Origin of the sequence: Planctomicrobium mucosum (genome assembly GCF_051466335.1) — a bacterium.
Taxonomy (GTDB): Bacteria; Planctomycetota; Planctomycetia; order Planctomycetales; family Planctomycetaceae; genus Planctomicrobium.
In genome coordinates, this window is sequence record NZ_CP195793.1 from 216,337 (window position 1) to 239,950 (window position 23,614).

Here is a 23,614-nt window from a genome sequence, read left to right on the forward strand (position 1 = left end):
ATATTTACGGAAATCTAATGTCGAGCGCTGAACATTCTCCACGGGCAGACCGATTGTGCTTTGCGGCAATGGTCTTACTGATCGTTTTGTATGCTGGAGCATCGCTTCTTGGATGGCCGCAGGCTGCTACAGCAATCATCTCAGGGCATCGTGAACATGCATCTGACATCGCGGTGAACGATCAAGATCCGCAGTCTGAGCACGCTGGCAGTGAAGATGACCACGAACACCCGAAGGCCGCGAAACCGACGCCACCCTCTGTGTTTGCTGTGATTCCGTTTGTGATTCTTCTCGGATCAATCGCGATCCTGCCCCTCCTCAGGCAGACCGAGCATTGGTGGGAAAGCAATCTGCACCGGTTCTATGTGGCAGCAGGCTTAGGGGTTCTGACGATCTGCTATTACTTGTTTTTTCATGCGCACCCTGTTGAGAACCACTTTGTGCATCATGGACTCGTTCACCCAAGCGAATCCGGCCCGAACTGGCAGGTTGGAGCCACGGTGCTCAAAAATGCTCTTCTGGCCGAGTATATCCCGTTCATTGTCCTCCTCTTTTCGCTGTACACGATCTGCGGGGGGATTCGGATTTCAGGTGACCTTCCAGCACACCCGTTGACGAACACAATCTTCCTTTTCATCGGGGGGGCATTGGCCAGTTTCATTGGAACAACTGGCGCTGCAATGATTCTGATTCGACCGTTATTGGAAACGAATGCAGAACGAAAAAACGTTGCTCACACAGTCGTATTCTTCATCTTTATTGTCTGTAACTGCGGCGGATGCCTGCTTCCTATCGGGGATCCCCCTCTGTTTCTTGGATACCTTCAGGGGATTCCGTTTCTGTGGACGTTGAGTCTTTGGAAGGAATGGGCCTTCATCAATTGTTCGCTGCTGGTGATCTATTATCTCTGGGACCACTTCTATGCTTATCCGCGCGAGAGCTTCCGGGACTTCATGAAGGATGAAACCGAGCTTCGCCCGCTCAGCTTTTCCGGAATGGGATTGAACCTACCGCTACTGGCAGGAGTGGTTTTGGCAGTGGCGTTGCTTGACCCGAGTAAGCCTGTTCCTGGAACAAACTGGCATGCCTGGTTGTGGCTGCGGGAGGCGATTCAGTTGGCATTGGTCGCAATTTCCCTTGGATTGGGGGCCAAGCATATTCGGCAAAATAACAAGTTCAATTTCACAGCCATCATCGAAGTGGCAGCCCTGTTTGTGGGGATCTTCCTGTGCATGCAGCCTGCCCTGCAAATTCTGGATGTCCACGGGGCATCACTCGGGCTCGATTCAGCGCCGAAGTTCTTCTGGATCACTGGTGGACTTTCCGCGGTACTCGACAATGCTCCGACCTACCTCGTTTTCTTCAAGACCGCTCAGGCGCTTGCACTGGAAGGGACGAGCATTGCGGGAGTTGAGGTGAACCTGCTCACTGCGATCAGCCTGGGAGCCGTCATGATGGGAGCAATGTCCTACATCGGAAATGGGCCGAACTTTATGGTGAAAAGCATCGCGGAAAAGTCCGGAGTCAAGATGCCCAGCTTTTTCGGATATATGCTCTATAGCTGCGCAGTGCTCCTCCCGTTGCTGGCGGTGATGCAGTGGCTGTTTGTGCACTAGGGTGCCACTGGCTGTGGTGAAAATCGATGTGAATATCGGGATTTTTTGAACGAAACGCAGATCGTGGGAACGCTCGTGTAGAATGATGCGTCATCGTCTTTGATGAATCACATTCTACAGGGGGATGCCATGATGGGGCGTTACATTCTCGCGATCGTCTGTTTCCTGCTGCTATCCACCAACGTCTTCGCTCAAGGGGTGTTGGTGATTGTCGATCGCCCTGTGCCGTTACCGAGACCGATCCCCGTTCCTCCTCAAGAGCCTCGGGCGACGTACTCGCTGGATGAAATGAGCATTCAGGCGCGACTCGTTGATCAAGTGGCGAACATTCAGGTCTCGCAGACATTTTCGAATTCTGGACCGGGAGTCATTCAGGCACAGTTTCTCTTTCCGCTCCCATACGACGGAGCGATTGACTCCATGACGCTGCTCGTGAATGGAAAAGAGCTTCCTGCCAAATTGCTGAGTGCTGAAGAAGCGAAGAAGCAGTACACGGAAATTGTTCGGAAAAGTCAGGACCCTGCCTTACTCGAATGGATCGGAACCGGGATGTTTCAGACAAGCGTCTTCCCGATCCCTGCTGGCGAAAAAAGAACCGTGAGCATTCAGTATCATCAGCTGTTGCGAAAACAAGGTGGGCTGACGGATTTCATCTTTCCTCTCAGTACTGCTCGCTTCGGTTCAAAACCGGTCGAGAAAATTGATGTGCGGGTGACCGTCGAAAGCACATCTGAAATCAAGAACATCTACAGCCCTTCTCACCCGGTCAACATCAAGCGGGATTCCGGCAAGCAGGCGCTGGTGACTTTCGAATCAACAAAGAAAAGCCCCACTGAAGATTTTCGGCTGCTGTTCGACACCAATTCTGATGAAATCGGAGTGTCCCTGCTGACCTATCGGCCGGATGAAAAAGAAGATGGCTATTTCATTCTTCTTGCCAGCCCGCAGGTCAAATCTGATCAATCTGTCCTCCCCGCGAAAACTTTGAGTTTTGTCGTCGATAAGTCTGGAAGCATGTCCGGGCAGAAAATTGAGCAGGCCCGGGCCGCCGCGAGATTCGTTTTGAATAACCTGCACGAATCCGATCTGTTCAACATCGTCTCGTACGATAGCACTGTCGCGACATTTCGGCCCGAACTCCAAAATGCTCAAGGCGATTCGCGAGTAGCAGGACTGAGTTACGTCGATGGGCTTTATGCTGGGGGCGGGACCAATATTCAGGATGCCCTCTTGCGGAGCCTGTCCGAACTCAAGGATGTGCAGCGGCCGAACTACATTCTATTCCTCACCGACGGACAACCAACCTCCGGAGAGACAAACGAAAGCAAGATCAACCAAGCAGTCACTGCGGCCAATGCGATCGGTGCCCGTCTGATCTGCTTTGGAGTTGGTTACGACGTAAACAGTCGATTGCTGGACCGATTGTCCCGCGCAAATCACGGGGTCAGTGAGTACGTTCGCCCTAATGAGAATATCGAAGATGCTGTCTCACGAGTTTATCAACGCATCAGCAGTCCCGTGTTGACGAAGGTGAAGACGACGTTTGAAATCGATGGTCAATCAGGTTCGCAGACAAATCGCGTCTATCCCAGCGGAGAATTCGATCTCTTCAAGGGAGAACAACTTGTTGTTGTGGGACGTTACAAGTTCGCAGGTGCCGCGAAAATTCTGTTGACTGGTAACATCGACGGAACGAGCCAGAATTACGAACTCAGCGGGGAATTCGTGAAGAAAAGCCCCGATCAGACCAACGCGTTCATTGCTAAACTTTGGGCAGTGCGTCGCATCGGTGAAATTATTGATGAGTTGGATCTCAACGGAAAGAATGATGAACTGGTCACAGAACTCGTCAACCTGTCGACAAAGTACGGAATTCTAACTCCGTACACTTCGTTTCTTGCGGACGAGACGGTTCGTCCCGGTTTGGCTTCAGCTGAAAATCGCGACCGGGCTGCTGAAAATCTGCAGTTCCTTGCCGAGACCGATGGAGCGAGCGGATTCGAACAGCGAGCAGCAAAGCAGCGTTTCAAAGGTGCGAATCAAGCTGCGGATTCTGCAATTCTCCCCGCCCCTGCGGTTATTGACAATCTGAGCGTGGCTGGCGGTCGCCCCACTTCTTCCGCGGTTCGGGAGAACGCCCCTGCAACCATGATTCAGAAAGAAGGCCAGTCGCTCTATCGGAGGGGCAAGCTGCTCGTCACCCCGGAAACAGCTAACATCGATTTGGCGAAGGATCAAGCTCAGGTGAAGACCATCACTCGCTATTCTGATGAGTACTTCGCTCTCGTCGACGCGAACACGTCCACCGAGAATTCATTGCTGAGCGAACAGGGGCCAGATGAAGAGCTGCTCGTGAAATTACGCGGTCAGGCTTATCTCATCAAATAAACAGTGAATAGACAGTCAGAGCCGTGACATCTTCATGACGTCACGGCTCATTTTCATTGGAGTCTGTGATCTCTCCAGCGAGTGGCCACCTTATTCCATTTCGCTGAAAGGGGGCGATTCGGGTTCGCTAAGCGGAGGCTCGTCCTCTGGGGACATTGGAGCGTTTTCGTCAGTCATCATTGGATCAGCAGGGGCTTCTTCCTGAGGCGTCTCTGGATTTGCGACGGGAACGATGGCAGTTGATGCTGGGACAGGAGTCACAACAGGACGACGGGGCGTTGCTCCAGTCTCTCCGGGATCAACGATCGGCGCTGCAGGGGCATCCAATGGACGAATCGCGGTCAGTGGTTGTCCAAACTGCCATCGGTAGGGTTTTCCGAGTCTCTGAACGATCAAAAATGTGTTCCCGATCTCTTCGATCATCAGTTCGAAGTCCGCGACCTTCAAATGGTCGCCCTTCCTCACAAACGCTTTGTGGTTCGTTGCACGATCATTGATCATGGCCTCCTGATCCCCAGATTCTCGACTGACAGTCCCTGTCACGTACGTAAAGCGGGCATTGTCTTCTTCCAACTTGATTGGAAGTTTAATGGAGGCGGTCTCAGCGAACTCGTCCTGATCTTTGACTTCGACTTGAATGTTCAATTCCACCGGCATCTGATCGTCCCCCGGTGTCCACTTCAGAACACCGGTGGATGGATCGATCGACATTCCAGCGGGGCTATCCTTCAAGGAGTAAACGAGCTTTTTGCTGTCGCCGTCTGGGTCAGTCGCAGTAATCCGAGCGGTCGATTCACGTCCTGTATAGAAGACAAGTTTTTCAATCTTATCGAACTTCGGTGGCTGGTTCGGATCACGGATTCGCAGATTCAGAGTGGTTGTGAATCCAGCGTCTTTCCCATTGGTTCCCCAGACAAGAATCTGGACAGGAGCAGTCCCGATTTCCACGTTGCCGTTGGGTTGCCACTTTAATGTTGTCGTTTTCTCATCAAAGTCTAATCCCGCCGGCGCGGAAGTGATTTCAAACTTCGGAGTCCCTGCAGCGGGATTCCACCCCTTGACCTCCAATTTGAAGTTCCAGGGCTTTCCGCGAATCACGACAGGAGGAGTCACATTCGCAAGTGCGGGCTTGTACTCCACAGCGGGGGATGGTTTCGCGAAGAGATTGTTTGACCACATGGCCAAAGTGGCCTTGGGATCGACGTTCGACGAATGGAGGGGGAACTCCTCAACAGTGGAGTTCGCGTCATGATTCTCAGCGAATGTTCTTTCCACTCCACGCTGGACTGTCCAAACATCCCCGTCAACTGCAGTGACAGTCAGGAATTCATTTCCGATGCGGACATTGAACGGCGGAGGCGATTGAAAGAGTTTCGATGCAACCACCTTGATTTGCTGCGAGTCTCTCTTGATTGGTTCAGTGAGTTCAGTCGTTGGAAACAGTCGAGCGCGGGCTGGGGCTGAGGGCATCGACAACCCCTCGGCGGTCAGAATGACTGTGAGTTTCGGATCGCTGTCTGTTCCCGGGCTGACGATATCAAAGCGGGAGATGCGTTGCAGAAGACTCATCGACTCAAATCGCTCGATGAACATAGCGATTTGCTGCAATCGTGCCTTGGCTTCAATGGTGATCGGAATCGTGACGTACGTATCGGCTTCTGCAACGCGACGTTCCAATGTGATTTTCGTCGATTCAAACCCCGAGAGATTCGCCAGTGTTGTCAGCCATTCCTGATAGAGACGTTGTGCGTCAAGCGGATCAGGAGGGAGGCTGAGTTTTCGCCAACTCGCGACCTGATTGTCTTTGGACTTCAGTGTCAACTGATCGGCAAAGAGCTTTTTCTTCTCTTCCAATAAAGTCGTTTCTTGCCCTTCCAGTTCCAGAAGTGGCTTTGCGAACTGCTCATCGTACGCAGAGAACCCGAACCACAGCACCACGACTGATGCGAGTCCGCCTGCCAGTAATTTTTCACGCTTCTGCATGACTCAGTTCCCCGATGGGGCCATTATTTTGACAAAGAAACGGGAGATCCGGGAACCGCCGCTGGGACAACATTCTTGGGAGCAGGTTTCGCAACAGTCTTGGCTGGTCGGGGGAATTCGACGTTCAGATTGAATTCCCAAGGGTAGTCAGGATCTCGTGCAGTCGAAGTAGGAGTCGCTGGGACGACACGGTATCCAGCATCGGACAACGCCTGCGACAGGCTGTCGACATCGGTGCGTGCCTTTGCATGTCCTTTGCCCACGAATCTCACCACATATTCGCCTGTCAGAGGAACGAGTTTCAGATCCAGAAAGTACAGGCGGTTCGTACCCGGGAGATGGGACTTCAGTTCATTCCATAGTGGAAAGGGATTCGAATTGGATTCATCCCAGCGAGCCAGTCGATCGAATGCATCACTTCGCGGCTTCCCTTTTCGGATGTCTTCTTTACGTTCGTTGACATCAGCCCGCAGCGACTCGATCGATTCCTCGAGTGTCCCTTTTCTGGAGTAAAAGAGCGTCATTACCGTGACAATCCCCAACAGCAGGATTGATCCTGCGATCGCTGCGTAAAGCTTACGACGATCCGGAACTTCTCGCTTCTTGCGAGGGTGAAGCAGGTCGAGTTGAAGACGATTGTCTTTGGGGGTGACCAGTGCACCAGCTAACGCTTCGTATCCTTGAGTACTGACTCCCGTGAAGAGATCTCTTGCATCTACTCGAACCGTGTGATTTGGGAACTGGTGTTCCAGCAGGGCGATGACAGTCGAGTCGGGCTCACCGGCAACATAAAAACAACGCGAGACATTTGTGTCTGGCCGTGTTTGAGAGAGTGCGACGAGGCTACGTGCGAGATCACTTTTGAGAATCTTAAGTCGATCCGATGTGGACTGTCCTTCAGACGATACTTGGAGTTGTGTGGCGTGGCTGAAGACGAGCGTCCCGTGATCGAATATCGAGAGTTCAATTCTGCGGTCGACTTGATAGACAACCAGATCTGGCCGCTCTACTCCGAGGTCAGGACCCACGGTGGAACGAACGAGTTCACCCAGGGTCAGGGGGGAGATCAGAACCCGAGTCAGGTTCAACTTTGCAGCTGTGCAAACGGCCTGCAATCGAAGCAGGAGGTCGCGATCGATTGTGCAGGCGATGACATCCTGCCCCTCACCGTGGGAAGGTAAAGGAAGAAAATCGAGCACCAGCGTGTCGATCGGAGCACTGGTGCGAGTCGCTGCCTGAAATCGAACAAGGTCGGGGAGTTCGTCGATGGGGGCCTGAGGCACATCCATACGTCGGATGACGATCTCATCGCGAGGAATGACAACGGTCAGCTTTTCCGCAGTGAGATTCTCTCTCGCCAACCAGGCCCGGAGTGATTCTCCCGCCTGTGACACTGCGATCAACGGGTCTGCATGATCGATCGAATTCAGCGTCGCAACAGCACGGATGTTCCCCTTTGCCCCGTCGACTGCGACAAGAGCACTCAGGGAATCCCGAGACCATTCTAAAATGAGAGATTCTGACATGGTAACGTTACGAACTCTGGTTGCTGAAGGATCAGACAGTCGGAGAGACGATCAATCTCTAAAAAACTGTCAAACTCGCTAGTTCTTTTCTCGTCAATCTACTTTGTGACGGAAGTCGTATTCCTATTATTCTCCCAAGAATTCCGCTCTAGAAGTGGGACTCTAGGGATTGGACGGCAAAACCGCGTTTCCCGCTGTAAATGTCGGCAGCTCATTCAGCGAAAACCCCGCGCCCAAGTCCGATAAATTTCGCTGGAATAAAACACGTGGGGCAGCGACCGTCGTATCAATCACAGCTTCAACTCGCGAGGTCATCCCGGGTTGATCAGAATGACCGATCACCTGAATTCGGATGACACCCCCTCTGGCGGTGACCGAACGATCGAGCTTTCGCATCTCTTCAATACTGATGATCCCATCGCTCACCAACCACCCTGCTGTCGCAAATCGGTCCGAAGATCCTGTGTCCCCAGAAAGCCGACCGGCGCGAGCAGCCACAATTTTCTCCGCTGCACCTTCAGGCATTCCGGGGATTGCACGCAGAATTTCGATGCGAGCTTCATTGATGTTGATTCGCCCATCAATTTGTTCATCTTTAGTGATTGTCAGCGCGTCCAGCAGCAGTGGCAGGTCAGATAGTAGATCCCCAGCATTCGCTTGCCAGGGACTTTCCAGAACGGTGTCGACGTCGTCGATCTTGGCACTCACCTGAGATCCGACCAGATCGTAAATCGAATTGATGGTGTATTTGGCTCCTGCGGAAATATCCATTCCCCCACGGGTGACAGCACCATCCTCACTCGCCAGGGAACTGGCGACGTTCGTGGCGAGAGTCAGGAGTGCACGGTCTGTCGATGCATTTCCAGTCGAATTGGTGTTCGACGTTTTCATCGTCGGATTCCACAAGCCTTGAAAGCTCGAGTCATTCGACGGGAGGAGTACTGACGCATCAGAATTCCCTCCATCCGATCCGGAATCGCTGCTCCCGCTGCCAGAGGCTCCACCACCCTGGCCGCCACCGCTTCCAGTGCCACTGCCGCTTTCACTGTCAGAGGCAGGCAGAGGATTGTCTGGATCGTATGGACCATTCAATCGCATCGCTGTGATAAATAGCGCCTCTTCTGGACCAAAGCGATCCTCCAGTGCGTCGTAGAGTTCCGTCAGCAGATCCTGATTGACATCTAATCGGGGTTCCCCGAGATATCCGTCCAATTGCTGGAAATTACTTTCTTTGCTGGTGAGGGTGAAATACTCCTGCCAGCCCAGGTCGAGAAGATCGTCCTCGTTATCACTTGGAAACGAGAGAGGTCCATCATTCTCGTTGGCGTTCAACACACCGTTGCGATTTGCGTCCTCGCCATAGAGCAGAAACGGAGTCACCCCGGGAATCAGCAAAAGCTCTTCCAGTGCCTGAATTGGGCCATTGCGAGGAGGAACGATGGCGTCGCTATCCGCTTCCGCACCATACTCGCGAGCATCTTCGTCTTCATCGATCCAGTCAAGAATGGTGTCTGCTAATTCAGCTGTCATATAGGGAACGCTGAGCATCACGTCCCTCGCCAGATTGCTTTCAGGATCGAGTTTGGCAATGGCATTCAGATTGATTTTTCCGGACTCGTCCATCACTCCCAAACGCAGCGTGGCACTTTCATCTTCGTCTGGGAGTGTCGAGACGACGCTGAATCCACCATTGTCAGCGAGTTGAACATGGAACAAAGCTTGATTGTGATAGAGATTGGCAGAGGTACTTCCTCCATCGGGTGCGAACAGAGCCGCCACATATTCGACGCCAGATTCTGCCCAGGCAAGAGTTGCACGATGACGTCCCGCTGCGCTGGCTGCCCGATACTCCGTGACCATCAGCCGTGAGAACGTGTACGCACCGAGACTCAGCATTGCCACTGTGATCAAGACCAGTAGTAACGCACTCCCTCGGCGTTTGCGGAATCGATCGAGCGATTCAATTTGACGGCGATATTGCATTGAGTCCCGATCTCCTTTCACTGAGTGGAAATCGTGTCAGCAGGAGATGAGAGAGCCACTTGAAACGTATAGTGGACAAAGGTCACAGTCCCCTCTTCGGTCGTATGGCGTTGACCAACACGGATCGGCGGGGGATTCCAGAATCCGAATGTCACTTCGACGGCTCGTGGGAGTCGTCCCATCTGCATGCTGTCCCAGCTTCCAGCCCACTCGCCACTATCGAAATAGCGGAATGAGACTTCAGTCACTTCCGGGGCAATCAGATTTTCGGCTTTCAGCATCTCTTCAGAATCGAATCCGGAAAAGAGGTCTCGCACACGTCGCCCGAGACCTTTGTCTGGTCGCGATGATTTCAGGTTTTGTGAGAGCAATGTCAGTTGCTCGGCGTCGATAGGAGCAAGCCCCAGCGTGACGATCTGCAAATCATTCGATCGATCGGACTCTGATGCCTGCGACGAAACCTCTGTGTAGTTCAACTCGCGGGAAGGAAGGCTGACTGTCAGATGCAACAAATCCTCTGTTCCCACCAATCCGAAAACAACGGGAATTCCCTGTTGCTCCAAAGCCATAAAACTCGTCGCAATTCCGCTTCCCCCCGAAGATGCTGTTGTCGCATTCGATGGAGCCGAAGCCGTTGGGACCAGACTTGGTGACGAGCTGGAGCTGGTTGTGGAAGAACCTCCACTGGAATTGATGCTACTGGCCGCAACATCGGCCGCCTGACCAGTGGACGAAGCGGTAACTTCTTCAACCGGACGTTCGATGACGACGCATCCCAGGTCTTGAGCAAATGTCCGCACCAGTGCACGTTGCATCTGATGGCCGAGGATCTGTCCGCGCCCAGCGTTCTGGAAGCGGAAGTGCATTTCAATGGCACCGTAAACAGCTGCCACAAGAGTGACACTTAAAGCCAGTGCGATCAGCACTTCGAGGAGCGTAAATCCTGATGCCTGAGGAGAACGGTTCATTCGTAGTCCTCCTCTGCATCAGCTTCAAGCTGCGCCTTGAGATCTGCACGTACATTCAATGCATCGATCATGGCCTGAGGGTCACGCACAAATCGGACAAGCTGATATTTAATGACACTGTTCGGCGTTGGCGCTTCATGTTCGGTGATAACTTCGACTCGCAGAAGTCCCGGAACATTGGAGTTGCTGACATCCACTGTCCAGAACCACTTCGGCATTCCATCGACCGGCGTTTTTGCTGCGGAGCTCAGTGGGACAATTTCCGCGATCACCTCGTTCATGACCCGTTCGCCGATGAGCACCGCTTGCGATTGAAGCTGAGCACGGGATGCAGCACGACTCCCATTCGCCAGAACCTGTGAGATCGCAGCCACAGCACCGACAAAGATCGCAAGAGCGAGGACGACCTCAAAGAGCGAGATCCCTTCTCTTGATTTCCATTGTTGATGGGTGCTGATTTGCATCACAAAGCGATTCCGAAAATTCGTTCATGGACATTTGGAAATGTCTTCAATTGCCTGTTGTGCCGAGACGTTCTTCCATAACTTTTAATGGTTCTGCCCAGACAGCTCCGGTCAATCCGCGAACATGTAGTTTCACGTATTGTCGCTGCTTGTTCATCACGACCAGTGATGCCCCTGTCGCTGACCCATCGGGATTAAACAGCACCGGATTGGACCAGGAAACGTCTTGAATTCCGGAAGGATTCGAGAGATAGCCCATCCACTCTTCGCCCAGTCGAGTCGCGGCAATTCGTTCACCGCTCAGGAATGTATTGTCGACATGAAATCGACAATCCTCTGGCATCTCAAAAACTCGAAACGGTTCGGTCGGTCGTGTCGATTCGGTCTTTGCAAAGGGGCGAGCTGACGATGATTCTGTCATCGTTGTCGTTTCTTCTGACATCGGTTCATAGGGGAGCAAAACGTACCTGCGTCCATTCGGCTCGTACCGCAGTTGCAGGATTCGCCCTTCCTCGACAGCACGGACTCGTGCATTATCCAGCAATTGCCGCACCTGTTCTGCTGTTCCGCGGACTGACTGTTGGGTCAATCGTTGCAACAGGCCGGGAAACGTCACTGCAGCAATCGTAGTAATGATCGTCAGGACAAGTAACAGTTCCAATAGCGTAAACGCCGATCGCCCTTTCCAAAGGCGATCGGCATCCGTGCCAGAACATTGCTGATGACTGAGCAGTTTCACTACTTCGCTACCAGTTCACTCCAGTTGTTGATGTCGTCGCCGCCACCATTTTCATTCTGGCGATTCGCCCCGGATGACCAGATCGCTGGTCGGCTGGAGTTTGATTTTGTATTGGGGTACTCGTAGTTGAGAGCAGTTCCCCAAGCATCGGGTGGAATTTTGTCGAGCAACGCTTCAGTTCCATTTGGGCTCTTCTCGAGCAACATCTGAAGCGACTCTGGAGGGATTCCGGAATTGTCAACCGAGTACAGATCAGCCGCCTCTTCCAGCTTCATGATCGCAGTTTTTGTGATCTTGACTTGAGCTGTTCGCTGTTGCCCCAGCAAGCGTGGGACAGCCATCGCTGCGATAACACCGATAATCGCGAGCACGATCAAAATTTCCAACAGCGTAAAACCGCGACGGGTACGCTGAGACCGAACAGAACGTTGCATCGTTTCTTTCTCCAGTTGCCGCCCAACTCACGAATTCCAGCAACATGCCTGCAATTCAAACTCTGGGCGATTCTTTCTTTTACGGTTGATCGACTCAGCCCCATCAGGGTTTGTCCCGAGCCGATTAAATTTTGGGTGTCTCTTACGTCAAATCCGAGATCTGGAAGATCGGCAGCAGTAATGCTACCACCACGTACAGAACAACCGCTGCTAACATTAACAACAGGAGAGGCTCAAGTAGCCTGACTCCCATTTCGATCTGACGAGATGTTCTTCGATCCAGGTTTTCGGCGATGTCGATCAAAACATTTTCAAGGTTGTTCGATTCTTCGCCGACAGCGATCATCTCGACAATTTCTTCGGGAAATTGACCGCTGGCTGCCAGTGGTCGGGCCAGTGATTTTCCAGTCGACACATTGTCCGCAGCTTTGTCGATTGCTTCACTGAGGACTTTATTTCCAGTGGCGTCCTTGGCAATTCGCAACGAATTGAGCACGGGGACACCGTTTTTTAACAGTGTTCCAAGTACACGTGTAAATCGAGCGAGGGCCAGGTTTCGGACGATTGGTCCCAACCCGATTGAACGCAATCGAATCTGGTCGAGTTGACGTTTTGCCTGAGGAGATTTTAGCCAATACATCACCCCGTAGACAGCAGCAGCGATGATACCCAAGGCGATGAGCCAGTATTGCTGACAAAAGTTGCTGATCGCCAGCAGTGACGAGGTCGTCCAGGGGAGTGAACCTCGTTGTGCCATGTCATCGAACATTGGAGCAAAGCGTGGAACAAACCACACCAGCAGTGCTGCCACTACCACTCCACCGACGCCGATCAAGAACATGGGGTAGACCATTGCCCCGACGACGCGGCCTTTGAGTTCTTCCTGATGTTCGGTGAAGTCAGCAATACGCTTGAGGACGTCTTCGAGGAAGCCCCCTTCTTCACCAGCACGTACCATGCTGATCATTAACTCGTTGAACGCTTTGGGGTGCTGTCGCATTGCGTCGTATAGCCGCGAGCCGTCAGCAACCTGATCTCGTACATCCTGCAACACGGATTTCAACGCGGGGTGCTGGGTCTGTCTTGTGAGGAGATCCAGTGCGCGGAGAAGCGGCACTCCTGACTTCAACAGATCGCCCAACTGCGAATACAACACCGCCAGATACTTCGGAGGGACCCGCCTGAGAATTTGTTTTTTAGACGCTTTGGATGACGCAGAGATTTCCACTTTCAATGGAAACAGCTTCTGCGATGCCAGTGTCGCCAGCACTTCCCTCTCGGATGTGGCTGTGAGGACACCAGTCACTTGCTGACCAGTCACTTGTCGAGCTGTGTACTGATAGTCGGGCATCGCTTTGTCAGATCAAGTCTGTCGTGGAGGCGTCAATGGCGGGGGAAGGAGGTAATTCGTTTATGGATTGAACTGTGAGTAATAGTTCACGAATTCTTCTTTAGGCAAGGGTTTACTGAGATCGACCCCAGCTGCCTCAAACTGCCCTTTGATTCGCGAGGACTTTGACCACTCCGCAGGGTCGACGGATCCATTCCTGTCGCCATCCAGCAATTTGAAAATTCCCTCTGATTTACTGACTGCAGCGGCAGACATCTGAATGGACTCTGATGCACCGGCAGCGGGCGTCGGCGTCGCAGGTGCTCCAGGTGCAGCAACCCCGGGGACACGACCAGCAGGGGCTGACGATCCGCTTGCGAGCGCAGGTCCGCCCGGTCCCGTTGGAACTGTCGGTGCCTTCGGCCCCTTCATCAATTCCGCAGGTGTCAGGAATCCATCTCCGTTGTGGTCGAACGCGAGAAACAGAGACATTTCTCCCCGTTTCCACTGTCTCCATTCATAAAGTCCGATTTGACCATCTTTATCGAGATCTCCTGAGGCGAAGACAGAGGGCAGATCGAGGGTAATCCGATTTGGAGCCTTCAGGCCGACAGGCACCGTTTCGGTCGGTTGCTGTGGTGTTTCTTGACCAACCGAATCGCCGCCGCGACTCCAGCCACCTCGACCGCCCCAATCACCTCCGGGTGGGCCGCCGCGGCCACCCCGTCCACCGCCAAAACCCTCGCGTCCGCGCATGTCGTCATAACTGCCACCCGAGTCTTGGGCAGCTGCGACAGAAAAGATGCCTGACACAAAGCATAACGTGATGCAGCAGAGCATTTTACGGATATCTAGCGTTTTCATGACGTCGCCCGATCCGAAATCGTAGGTGCGGGGTTGAATGAATAGAAAAATCGTTGTCTTCACCTATGAAACACCGACTTTTCCTAATCGGATCGACAAGTCTCTCGAACAACGAGAAATCGTCCGATGTTGACTGCAATCGGCAACTTTTACCGGGAATCGGCAAAACAATTGAATTCCGAAAAACTTTCCGGCCCATTTTGGGTAGGAATCAATATCTGTCACTGATTTCCGAATGAGGAAGGCTTGGCTTTGTCGGGCATCGTGCCCAGTGGTCGAGTCGACATAAGTACGTAATATTCGAAACCGGAAGTCATCGCGATTTCATTTGAAGTTTACCCACCTAATCCTTCCGACGTTTCGACAAGATCCAAGAATCAGCAATCAGGTCCCCGCTGTGGGGCATTGGAGTCATCCATGAAGACCACCCTCGTGAACTCTGCCTGTCGAGGGCTGCTCCTGAGCCTTTTCTGTGTCAATTTCGCTGTAACTGACGTTGCTGCCCAGGATAACGTTCTTTCTCCGACTCCGGTTCGTGTCGGGATCGGGCGTCCGATGGGAGGCCCCGGATCGGGACTCGGCGGCCGTTCGCTCCTCTCCGAACTCCGAAGCGACTCGGTCCGTGCGGAATTGGAGATTACTCCTGAGCAACAGGCCAAGATCGACGACCTCGCCAAGGACGCCGGTGATAACAGCGATATCTTCAAAGATATCTATCAAAAGCTGAGCTCGGCTAATACGGAAGAGGAGCGAGAAGCTGTCCGGAAAGAGATGTGGGCACGTTCCCTTGAGGAACGGAAGAAGCATGACGCCAAAGTGAAAGACGTTTTGACGGAGAATCAGTACAAGCGTCTGGAACAACTGCACTTGCAGCGAGAAGGCGTGAGCGTTCTGGCCCGGAATTCCGAGTTGGCTGAGGAATTCAAGATTACGGAAGAGCAGAAAGCTGAATTCGTTCGCCTGGGAGAGCAGCGGATGGTCGCTGGTTTGGCGTTTGGACGCGACCCTGAAAACGAAGATCGAAAGAAGTTCAACGATGAGTGGGCAGAACGCTCGTGGGCAGTCCTCACCGCTGAACAGCAGAAATCCTGGTTAGAGCGAATCGGACCACCTGCAAAAGTGTTCACACCTGTTGTTGTCGAAGTTCCCTCAACGACAGCTCCAGCCGTCGCTCCCGATGCAACTGCTGACGGAACACCTGCCGGTTCGCCCCGCACAGTGACTCTTCAGCCGGAAAATCCAAAGTGGGAACCCGGCGTTGCTGCCAGTTTTGGAAACGCTGCAACTCCAAGAGAGACTGCCCCCACTGTCGATGCGGTGCCAAGGAAACGCACCGAGAAAATGACTTTCAATTTCCGCTACGCACCCTGGAGCGATGTGCTCCGCCTCTTCGCGGATGAGGCTGGTCTGTCCCTCGACCTGAACGCTGTCCCTCCGGGAACCTTCAATTATTACGACAATGCTCAGTACACACCGACTGAAGCCCTCGACATTCTGAATGGCTACTTGCTTCCCAAAGGCTATTGCCTGCTCCGTCGCGATGATTTTCTGGTGTGCGTCAACATCGATGAAACGATTCCTCCGAATCTGATTCCGAACGTTTCACCATCTGATCTGGAGCAGCGAGGAAAATTCGAGTTGCTCACAGTCATCTTTCCGTTGGAAGGGGTTGACGTTTCGCAGGTTGCGGTTGAAGTGAATGAGATCAAAGGGCCACAAGGAAAGGTTGTCGGGCTGAAGTCGACCAACTCCATTCTTGTGACAGACATTGGCTCGAACCTTCGACGAATTCGAGACCTGCTGAAGGATGTCACTGCACTTGGCGGACCGAACGACATTAAGTTTCAGGCGTATGAAATCAAGCACATCGATGCCTATGAGGCCGAGCGGATCGTTCGCACACTGCTCGGAGTAGCACCAGCAGTATCAAACGTCAGTGCTGCAGCTGATCCGAATAACCAGCAGCAACGCCGAGGCGGGCCTCCAGGTTGGGGAGGGGGCGATCGTCGTGGTCAGGAACAGCCTCCCGCGCCAGCCCCGGTGCAGCCACCGAGTGGAACTGTCCGGGTGGCAACCGATTCACGAACGAACCAACTGCTGATTACCGCCACCGTGGCGCAGCACATTCTCGTGGAACAGGCACTCAAGACTGTCGACGTCGACAGCGAAATGAGTCCCTTCGCAGCGTCGATGACTCGGCCATTTCTGAAGGTTTATCAGGTTTCATCGTCCGACCCGACTCAAGTGACGAAAACCATCAATGCCCTGATGCCCGGCATCGTGATCAACGAAGATGCCCGCAATCGCAAGGTGCACATTCAGGCGACTCCCGATCAACACCGGCAGGTGGAAACCCTCATCGCTCAAATGGACGGAGTGGGGGGCAATCGATCCATGACGGTCATTCCACTGGTGAACCTCGACCCCAGTGCCGTCGCAGCGACTCTCCGATCAATGTTCATTAAAGATGGTGACAATGCTCCGATCGTTGAAACCGACTACTACGGAAATCAGCTTCTCATTCGAGCGAATGCGGACCAGATCACGCAGATCAAGACATTGTTGAGCCAACTTGGAGAAGACGGTTCATCGAATCGATTCAGTAGCAATACCTCGACGGCGCGAACGATTCCCCTTTCTGGACGAGATCCCAGTGAATTGATTCCACTTCTGGAGCGGATGTGGAACTCGAACAACGAATCAACAATTCGCGTCATCAATCCGCCAAGTCGTGGACGGAATGGGGCCGATTCCACTCCTCCAAGGCAACAGCCGCCAGCTCGGCAGGAGAGCATTCCTGCGACCACAGAAACCCCTCGTTCGGGAGCATCCGCTTCTGTGACCAAGCGAATTCCCGTGCAGACAATTGCTCAGAGCAGGCCTGTCGAAGGAGAAGATACGTCGACTCCTGAACTCGATGCACTGCTTGACAGTTTTCTGGGAGCCCCCGAAGCCCCAAGCGAGGCTGAATCGATTCAGCCCAAAGCACCGGATGTGAACGTGCAATCGCCGACTCCGGGAACCGGTGGCGTCAGTATTGTCGTGATGGGGGACGAGTTATTCATCACCTCAAATGATCCAGCTGAACTGAATCAGTTTGAAGAGTTGCTGCAGAAAACGATGCTGGCGATTCCGCCTCGTGTGACCTGGACGATCTTCACTCTCAAGGTCGCAGATGCAACTGAAGCTGCCAACATGTTGAAGTTGCTGTTTCCCGGAAGTGCGGTTTCCGCCAGTTCCTCTTCGAGCAGCGGCAGCATGATGGACACGATTACCAGCGGCGCGTCATCTCTGGGAGGAAGCCTGCGAGACATCACCGGACTTTCAGGATCCGCAAACAAGCAGGGGCTGAAAATCGTTCCCGATATCCGTCTCAATGCTCTCTTCGTGTCTGGGCCCGTCACGCTGGTTCGTGAAGTCGAAGAAATGCTGACGGTGCTGGATGCCACAGATCTGGGAGGAGATTCACTTCGGGACAAAGTTGCGAAGCTCATCCCTGTCGAACATGCAGACGTTCAGGAGGTCTATAACGTCGTTAAAGATGTCTACAAGAACTACATCGATCCTCCACGAGGATTCGACCAGAACAACCCACTCGCAATGCTTGCTGCCGCTGGACAACGTGGCGGCCGAGGGGGCGATCAGGGGGCCGCAGCGGCACCGAAGCTGGCGGTTGGAATTGATCGAACGACCAGCAACATTATTGTCTGGGCGGATGATTCACTGTTTCAAGAAGTGCAAGCACTCGTGAAGTCGATGGATCAAGCCACGATGGATGCCCGGAAGACTGTGCGAGTCGTCACACTCGAAAATGCAAGCTCCACCGTCGTCCAAAAGTCACTGGGTTCGTTGATGCCGCAGGTGAAAGTGAGTGTTACCGGGAGCCGGCCGAGTTCTACATCGAGCACAACGACACCATCGAATCCGGGAACATCATCTGGAGGAGGCAACTCCGATCAGATGCGTCAGATGTTCGAACAGCGGATGCGCGAGCGGATGCAAGGCGGCGGCTTCGGTGGCGGTGGCGGTAGCGGTCGAGGCGGCGGCGGCTTCGGTGGCGGCGGACGTGGTGGCAGATAACAGGTAGCAGGAAGTTGAATTCAGCATGAACATCGCTCAAATTCTGCTGCGATCAGGTCTCGTCACCACTCAGCAAATTGAACTCGCGCAACAAACGGATTCCAGATCTCGCATCGACCAGACTCTCGTTCAAATGGGGATTCTTCACGAAGAAGATTCGTTGAAGGTACTTTCCGAAGAGTTAGGGATGCCTTTGGTCAGCCTCAAGGAATATGAGGTCGATCGCGATTTGCTGAATCTGTTTCCAACGTCCGCCATATTTCGCTATGAAGCGATACCTCTCGTTCGTGAAAACGGGCATGTGCAAGTAGCAATCAGCGATCCTTTCGACTTGGAAGCGATCGATGAACTCTCCACGCTTGGCCGTGTGCGAATCGAACCCGTTTTGGCCAGCCGCAACGAAATCGTTGAACTGATCAAACGGAATCTGGGGGTCGGTGGCGATACCATCAAGGAACTGGTGGCGCAGCGTGCGGACGATGTCGACCTCCTCGAAGATATCCCCGCTGGCATGGGGGAGTTGGCCGAATCGGCACTGGCGCCATCGGTCATTCGACTGGTGAATGAACTACTGATTGAAGCGCTCGAACAACGCGCCAGTGACGTCCATCTCGAGCCTCAGGAAAACGGGCTGATCGTCCGGTTTCGTGTTGACGGCCTGTTGCGGGTGCAACCGGTCCCCGCGGAGATCAACCACTTTGCCTCTTCAATCGTCACTCGATTGAAGATTATGTCCCGACTGAACATCGCCGAAAAACGACTCCCTCAGGACGGTCGTATCAATGTGCGTGTCCAGGGACGCGAGATCGATGTCCGTGTGTCCATCATTCCGATGCTGCACGGCGAGGGGATCGTGATGCGTTTGCTGGATAAGCAACGCATGGTCTTCGATCTCAAAGGGGTCGGAATGCCGGACGATACCTACAAGACGTTCAGTCGTCTGATTGCACTTCCGCACGGAATTATTCTGGTCACCGGCCCGACGGGTAGCGGAAAGACGACGACGCTTTACAGTGCTTTGAGTGAAATCAAAAGCCCAGCGACCAAGATCATTACGGTCGAAGACCCCGTTGAGTATCAGCTCCAGGGGATCAGTCAGATTCAGGTTCATTCCAAGATTGGTCTCACCTTTGCCGCTGGTTTGAGAAGTATTCTGCGACATGACCCCGACGTCGTCCTCATCGGAGAAATTCGAGACGGAGAAACGGCGACGAGCGCGATTCAGGCGTCGCTGACCGGACACTTGGTGTTCAGCACCTTGCACACCAACGATGCTCCCGGTTCGTTTACACGTCTGGTCGACATGGGGGTCGAACCGTATCTTGTTTCGAGTACCGTGGAAGGAATTCTCGCCCAGCGACTTCTTCGCAAACTCTGCCCCAAATGTCGGCGGGCAATCCGGTACAAGGTTGAGGATCTTCCGAGCGATTTGCACGACGGCGAAGTGGAACACACTCTCTACGAGCCCGGTGGGTGCCGCGATTGCCGTGATACGGGTTACTCCGGCCGAACTGGTGTGCACGAGTTACTTGTGAACGATGAAGAGATCCGTCAACTCTGTAATCAGCGAGCGAGCACTGGTGACATTCGAAATGTCTGCCTGAGAAAGGGAATGGTGAGTCTCCGACAGGCAGGCTTCAAGAAGATGCTTGATGGAACGACAACCCTCGAAGAAGTGATGCGTATCACGCGGAGTGACTGAGCACGGCGAGATTGAGCTTAAGTTCTACCGGGTTCGCAGTATGGGCAAATCTTGCGGTAAATGATGCGATGGCAGCGACTGCACTCGCGAGGCCCGTACAGCAGCGGCGCATCCATCTTAAATTGATTGTAAATGAGATAGAGGAAGACGAGCAGAACAATCGAAATGAGAAACAGGTTCTGCGTCCCCCCGGCCATCCAGGCATTTCCGACAATCAACAGGCAGCAGAACCCATAGATTGCGATCACCCAGTATTTGTTTCTACGAAAAGCTGCTCGCTGTACCTGCGTATTGACCGCGTCGGCGACATGGGATTCCAGAAGTTCCGATTTGACTTCCTGAATGAGATCAACGTTTTTGGCGTCCACCGCGCGCAGTAGGCGATGGACACTGTCGAGAACCCGGAACGAGTCGTCAAAGTTAAACTGCTGTTGATGAGCCCAGCGATTCCGAACCTCCCGCAGTTCGCTCACCATGCTTCGCTCAATATGACCTAACTCCTGTCGAAAACAATTATTCCACTGATCCCACATCACCGCCAGTAGAGAATGGGCGTCCCATTCGACTGTCGTTTCGTGGATTCTTCCTCGATCTTCCCGGAACGAATTGGAGACGACCTTCGTCCAATCCTCACCATGAGTTGCGCGGAGCCTCGCCTCGACGAATGGGGTCAGCCCATCGGTCAGGAGGTCCAGTGCAGTCGTGATTTTTCTACGGAACTCGGTCAAAGTGATCTTCGATTCGAATAAATGGCTTGCGGGCATCAGCCCTGTCAGGGATTTTTGGCTGCAGGTGTTAAAATCCTAAATGGTAACTCAAAGTTGTGAAGACTAGACCTGACGGAAGTCTTCACTCAATTCATAAAAGTCCTTTCGAGTAGGGAAAAGTGAGGGAGGGCGAACAGGAAATGTCTCGTTACAATGGGAATGCCGGTTCTGACGCGAACGTTCCGTTTCACAACATTGAACAAATTTGACTTTGGTTTTGAAATCCGATCGGGTTCCTCAATTCAAATCATCTCTTGAGAACCGATTCACGCCAATGAGTTACCGAGAGGTCAATGCACGAGTTTCACTGCCCACATTGTGCGATCCCGCTGCGATTTCGTGATGACAGTCTACGAAATCGTGTGATCGATTGCCCGGATTGCCATCGTCCTCTGTTGATTCAACAGGATACGCAGGGGCTGCGGGGGGTGATCCCGGAAAGCCTCCCGTCGTTAGCGAAAAGCTCGCTTCCGCTTCCAGCGACGAAGAGCCGCCTGCCCGTGATTATTTTCGCTGTGGCAACGTGCGTCGTGGGGTTACTGATCGCAATTTCTCTGAACCGGCCTGAAATCCCGGTAGATGTGGAGAAGCCGAAGGCAGACGCCCCAAGCCTCGTCGTCGCTCCAGTGGTTCTTCCCGAGCAGCCCAAAGTGGAAGCACAAACGCCTGAACCTCCAGTTCAACAGGGGCCAGTCGAGCCCAAGCTGAGGGAGATTTATCGACTGTTAAGAACAGAACTGGGGACAGGGACCGTCGCTCGCAATCCTGCGGATGAATTGACACTCAGCCAAAGAAGTTGGATCGCGAGAATTGCAGATCGCGAGCTGGCAGCGGCATTCACAAACTGGAATCAGAGTTGGAATGCTCCGGTGAATGATGAGTTTGTTCGTCGACGGTTCCCTGCTTTCCAGAACCCTCAGATCGCTCATCAGACCGGAGCCGATCTATACCCAGCGTCTCATTTCGTTGGAGTTTCCGGAGTTGGTGCAGATGCAGAAACTCTGCCAAAAAATCATCCAAGAGCAGGAGTCTTTCGAGGTCAACAGATTACCAAACAGGAAGACATAACAGACGGGCTGACGAATACGATGCTCGTCGCAGGGGTGGAGTCTCGCCTCGGATCATGGGCTGCTCCGGGAGAAGCAACCGTGAGGTCGTTCACAGCAGAACCGTACGTGCATGGTCCGGATGGATTTGGTACCGGGGACTCCGATTCGATGCTCGTTCTAATGGCGGATGGGAGTGTTCGTCGTCTCAGTTCAAAAACAGACGCTGTCGTTGTGCGGCGGATGGCGTCGATGGCTGATGGCCTTCCGCTCGAAGCACAGGTCGCTGACAAACCCGAATCGGAAGCTGAAGAGCCTGTCGCTGAGACTCCCGATCAAGCTGTGATCGTAATTCAAACAATGTTGGCCGATCCCGATGCCGAAAAGATTGACCTGAAGCTTCGGCTCGAACAAAAGATCGCAGCTTATGAACAGGATCAACCTGTTCCGCTGATCAGTCTGCTTCTGGAGCTTCAGGAGTTGATCGGGGTACCAGTGACATTCCAGACGCTGACTGAAGAACAGCTGGACTCAACAGTCGCTCTTCAATTGAAAGATGTGAGCGTTCAAGGAATTCTGGACGCGATTTGCCAAGCGTCTAACACGACGTACAAATTGCATTCGGGACATATTGAATTGCAGTCGGCGTCCGACAAAGTGGAGTGAATCTGATCACTAGAGCCTGTTATGAACTCTGGACGACGATCGGCGTGTATTTGAGCAGCAGTGCGACCATGGCCACCCAGTGCCATCCGGCCAAGACTTCTGCCAGTCGTTCGTAGTCACGTGCCAGCCTCCGTGATCGTCCTAGCCAGGCAAAGGTCCGCTCCACGACCCATCGACGTGGCAATAATACGAATCCTTTCTTGGCATAAGGGAGTTTCACGACGCGCAGTTCCACTCCCTGCTCAGCGGCAGCCTCTTCCGCGTTCTCGCCAGTATAACCTTGGTCCACATAGGCGACTTCAATGGCCTGATCAGTCGCCTCCTGCACAGCGACACATAAGTCGGAAACCTGGGCTCGCTCCTGTTCATTGGCTGGGGTCACTTTCAAGGCGAGAAGGTGCCCGAGCGTGTCAATGGCCACGTGAACCTTCGAGCCCTTCCGCCGTTTGCCGCCATCGTAACCGGCTCTGGCACCACTCTCGGGAGTGGATTGGATGACTCGCGCATCTAAGATCGTTGCTGAGGGGGGCTCATCGCGTCCCTGAGCCACGCGAGCCACTTCCCGCAGGTCATGAGCGATGTGCTCAAACACGCCAGCCTCCAGCCAACGGCGAGCCTGCTGATAGACCACGGGCCAAGGCGGGAACTCATGGGGCATGAACCGCCACTGCGCCCCGGTGCGTACCAGCCACCGCATGGCATTGAACACGGCTCGAAGGGAGTGAACCCGCTGCGGCGAGTCCTCTTTCACCAGCGCCAAATAGGGGGCTAAAAAGGCCCATTCGTCGTCCGTGACGTCACTGGGGTAAGGCATCCGGGGCTTGCTCATCCACGGAAACTACTTCAAAACCAACACTTAAGTCCATAACAGACTCTAGACTTAATTTAGACGTACAGGAGATAAGTTGAGTCGCATCAACGATGTTTGTTGACTATTGAGCTCAATATTTTCTTTGAAAAAAGAATGGAAGATCTGGCGCAGATGGAGTTGAATTGCTAGTCTATGCGGAGCCTCCTAGAGAGATCAGGAAGAAGTTCAAACGCGGTTCCGCGGTTTT

The 23,614-nt window shown here is 53.3% G+C and carries 16 protein-coding genes; 5 read left to right on the plus strand and 11 right to left on the minus strand.

Translation table 11 applies throughout. The features are described from left to right. The first annotated feature begins 17 nt into the window (after nucleotides 1-17). Together SH668x_RS00940 and SH668x_RS00945 are read left to right on the plus strand one after the other, a co-directional pair. Entirely contained in the window at nucleotides 18-1,616 is a 1,599-nt protein-coding gene (locus SH668x_RS00940) for a sodium:proton antiporter (protein WP_437186824.1), read from the plus strand. Nucleotides 1,617-1,718: 102 nt separating this feature from the next. Continuing rightward, nucleotides 1,719-4,004, plus strand: coding sequence for a VIT domain-containing protein (locus SH668x_RS00945; protein ID WP_437186825.1), 2,286 nt, complete (start codon nucleotides 1,719-1,721; stop codon nucleotides 4,002-4,004). A gap of 90 nt (nucleotides 4,005-4,094) precedes the next feature. On the opposite strand, the gene SH668x_RS00950 is transcribed toward SH668x_RS00945, so the two are convergent. From SH668x_RS00950 to SH668x_RS00990, 9 genes are all read right to left on the minus strand, one after another. Beyond that, nucleotides 4,095-5,987, minus strand: coding sequence for a putative Ig domain-containing protein (locus SH668x_RS00950; protein WP_437186826.1), 1,893 nt, complete (start codon nucleotides 5,985-5,987; stop codon nucleotides 4,095-4,097). Between the two features lie 23 nt (nucleotides 5,988-6,010). Beyond that, complete coding sequence (locus SH668x_RS00955; protein ID WP_437186827.1) at nucleotides 6,011-7,513, minus strand: hypothetical protein; 1,503 nt, start codon at nucleotides 7,511-7,513, stop codon at nucleotides 6,011-6,013. A 162-nt stretch (nucleotides 7,514-7,675) separates the two neighbouring features. Beyond that, nucleotides 7,676-9,496 (minus strand): hypothetical protein, encoded by a 1,821-nt coding sequence (locus tag SH668x_RS00960; protein WP_437186828.1) that lies wholly within the window; start codon nucleotides 9,494-9,496, stop codon nucleotides 7,676-7,678. 17 nt (nucleotides 9,497-9,513) lie between these two features. After that, on the minus strand, nucleotides 9,514-10,464 hold the full coding sequence (locus SH668x_RS00965) for a type II secretion system protein GspJ (protein ID WP_437186829.1): 951 nt from the start codon (nucleotides 10,462-10,464) through the stop codon (nucleotides 9,514-9,516). Continuing rightward, entirely contained in the window at nucleotides 10,461-10,928 is a 468-nt protein-coding gene (locus tag SH668x_RS00970) for a hypothetical protein (protein WP_437186830.1), read from the minus strand. The genes SH668x_RS00965 and SH668x_RS00970 overlap by 4 nt, the downstream gene beginning before the upstream one ends. A 46-nt stretch (nucleotides 10,929-10,974) precedes the next feature. Further along, on the minus strand, nucleotides 10,975-11,667 hold the full coding sequence (locus SH668x_RS00975; RefSeq protein ID WP_437186831.1) for a prepilin-type N-terminal cleavage/methylation domain-containing protein: 693 nt from the start codon (nucleotides 11,665-11,667) through the stop codon (nucleotides 10,975-10,977). Further along, nucleotides 11,667-12,101: a type II secretion system protein GspG gene (locus tag SH668x_RS00980; protein ID WP_437186832.1), complete on the minus strand. Its 435-nt coding sequence runs from the start codon at nucleotides 12,099-12,101 to the stop codon at nucleotides 11,667-11,669. The genes SH668x_RS00975 and SH668x_RS00980 overlap by 1 nt, the downstream gene beginning before the upstream one ends. Nucleotides 12,102-12,243: 142 nt before the next feature. Continuing rightward, on the minus strand, nucleotides 12,244-13,452 hold the full coding sequence (locus tag SH668x_RS00985) for a type II secretion system F family protein (protein ID WP_437186833.1): 1,209 nt from the start codon (nucleotides 13,450-13,452) through the stop codon (nucleotides 12,244-12,246). Between the two features lie 60 nt (nucleotides 13,453-13,512). After that, nucleotides 13,513-14,358, minus strand: a complete 846-nt coding sequence (locus SH668x_RS00990; protein WP_437186834.1) for a hypothetical protein — start codon at nucleotides 14,356-14,358, stop codon at nucleotides 13,513-13,515. Between the two features lie 354 nt (nucleotides 14,359-14,712). Between SH668x_RS00990 and SH668x_RS00995 the strand changes: the two genes are divergently transcribed. Then, nucleotides 14,713-18,375: a secretin N-terminal domain-containing protein gene (locus SH668x_RS00995; RefSeq protein WP_437186835.1), complete on the plus strand. Its 3,663-nt coding sequence runs from the start codon at nucleotides 14,713-14,715 to the stop codon at nucleotides 18,373-18,375. A gap of 25 nt (nucleotides 18,376-18,400) precedes the next feature. After that, the gene (locus SH668x_RS01000) at nucleotides 18,401-20,077 is read left to right on the plus strand and encodes a GspE/PulE family protein (protein WP_437186836.1); all 1,677 of its coding nucleotides are present in this window, start codon (nucleotides 18,401-18,403) and stop codon (nucleotides 20,075-20,077) included. Between the two features lie 17 nt (nucleotides 20,078-20,094). Here the strand turns inward: SH668x_RS01000 and SH668x_RS01005 are convergent, their stop codons facing one another. Next, the gene (locus SH668x_RS01005) at nucleotides 20,095-20,841 is read right to left on the minus strand and encodes a Swt1 family HEPN domain-containing protein (protein ID WP_437186837.1); all 747 of its coding nucleotides are present in this window, start codon (nucleotides 20,839-20,841) and stop codon (nucleotides 20,095-20,097) included. A gap of 296 nt (nucleotides 20,842-21,137) precedes the next feature. Between SH668x_RS01005 and SH668x_RS01010 the strand changes: the two genes are divergently transcribed. Next, the gene (locus tag SH668x_RS01010) at nucleotides 21,138-22,556 is read left to right on the plus strand and encodes a hypothetical protein (RefSeq protein ID WP_437186838.1); all 1,419 of its coding nucleotides are present in this window, start codon (nucleotides 21,138-21,140) and stop codon (nucleotides 22,554-22,556) included. Between the two features lie 19 nt (nucleotides 22,557-22,575). Here the strand turns inward: SH668x_RS01010 and SH668x_RS01015 are convergent, their stop codons facing one another. Continuing rightward, nucleotides 22,576-23,385 (minus strand): IS5 family transposase, encoded by an 810-nt coding sequence (locus tag SH668x_RS01015; protein WP_437185075.1) that lies wholly within the window; start codon nucleotides 23,383-23,385, stop codon nucleotides 22,576-22,578. Nucleotides 23,386-23,614 lie beyond the last annotated feature (229 nt).

Coding starts and splice junctions, on each gene's coding strand:
- SH668x_RS00950 (WP_437186826.1), bottom strand. CDS start 5,987: ATGCAGAAGCGTGAAAAATTACTGGCAGGCGGACTCGCATCAGTCGTG.
- SH668x_RS00995 (WP_437186835.1), top strand. CDS start 14,713: ATGAAGACCACCCTCGTGAACTCTGCCTGTCGAGGGCTGCTCCTGAGC.
- SH668x_RS01000 (WP_437186836.1), top strand. CDS start 18,401: ATGAACATCGCTCAAATTCTGCTGCGATCAGGTCTCGTCACCACTCAG.
- SH668x_RS00970 (WP_437186830.1), bottom strand. CDS start 10,928: ATGCAAATCAGCACCCATCAACAATGGAAATCAAGAGAAGGGATCTCG.
- SH668x_RS00980 (WP_437186832.1), bottom strand. CDS start 12,101: ATGCAACGTTCTGTTCGGTCTCAGCGTACCCGTCGCGGTTTTACGCTG.
- SH668x_RS01005 (WP_437186837.1), bottom strand. CDS start 20,841: ATGCCCGCAAGCCATTTATTCGAATCGAAGATCACTTTGACCGAGTTC.
- SH668x_RS00985 (WP_437186833.1), bottom strand. CDS start 13,452: ATGCCCGACTATCAGTACACAGCTCGACAAGTGACTGGTCAGCAAGTG.
- SH668x_RS00940 (WP_437186824.1), top strand. CDS start 18: ATGTCGAGCGCTGAACATTCTCCACGGGCAGACCGATTGTGCTTTGCG.
- SH668x_RS01015 (WP_437185075.1), bottom strand. CDS start 23,385: ATGAGCAAGCCCCGGATGCCTTACCCCAGTGACGTCACGGACGACGAA.
- SH668x_RS01010 (WP_437186838.1), top strand. CDS start 21,138: ATGCACGAGTTTCACTGCCCACATTGTGCGATCCCGCTGCGATTTCGT.
- SH668x_RS00965 (WP_437186829.1), bottom strand. CDS start 10,464: ATGAACCGTTCTCCTCAGGCATCAGGATTTACGCTCCTCGAAGTGCTG.
- SH668x_RS00960 (WP_437186828.1), bottom strand. CDS start 9,496: ATGCAATATCGCCGTCAAATTGAATCGCTCGATCGATTCCGCAAACGC.
- SH668x_RS00945 (WP_437186825.1), top strand. CDS start 1,719: ATGAATCACATTCTACAGGGGGATGCCATGATGGGGCGTTACATTCTC.
- SH668x_RS00955 (WP_437186827.1), bottom strand. CDS start 7,513: ATGTCAGAATCTCTCATTTTAGAATGGTCTCGGGATTCCCTGAGTGCT.